General features: G+C 59.0%; 1 pseudogene. It reads right to left on the bottom strand.

Annotation, left to right across the window (positions count from 1 at the left end):
* Window positions 1-528: pseudogene (locus AC1D0P_RS27100) on the bottom strand (ornithine cyclodeaminase family protein); the annotation flags it as partial.
* Window positions 529-605 lie beyond the last annotated feature (77 nt).

Raw genomic sequence — 605 nt, 5'->3', positions numbered from 1 at the left:
ACCGAAGGCATCGCGGCTTTCCGGCCGGCGCGAATGGACGCGGATTTCGTCGAAGTCGAAGAGGTGGTCGAGCAGCCGGACGTTCCAGTAGGCGGTGCCGCGCGCGCCAATATGGCCGAGAACCTTGGAATTCTTGCGCGCCAGATATTTTGCGCCGATGGCGGTCACGGCTCCTGTGCGCATGTCGGTGATGACGGTCGCATCGAGAATGGCCCGAGGTACGCCTGTGCGCGGATCGAAGAGATTGAGCACGCCGAATTCGGAAGGGTAGTCGAGCTTGTAATTGTCGACAAAGTCGCCGACGATTTTCACACCCGCGAGATTGAGCGGCGCCACATAGCCGCGCAGCACGTTGAAATGGCCGTGAAATTCCGGATTGAGCTCCAGATGGACGCGCGGCTCGATGACCGTTTCGCCCTTGCCCTGCGCACCGAGCGACGTCTCGATCGCCGCAAGGATCTCGTCATTGGAGACATCGAGCGCTTCGATGTCGAAAGCATTGAGATAGTCGATATAGATCGGGTTCATGCCAGTCTCGCAATTTCTGTCTGTTTCTATCGCCGTTTCGGCGCGCCGGCGCCAAGATTTTCGCGCAATGTCTTGCC

The sequence above is a fragment of the Polaromonas sp. P1_G2 genome (genome assembly GCF_056405515.1).
This window is presented reverse-complemented; position numbering and strand designations above follow the sequence as displayed.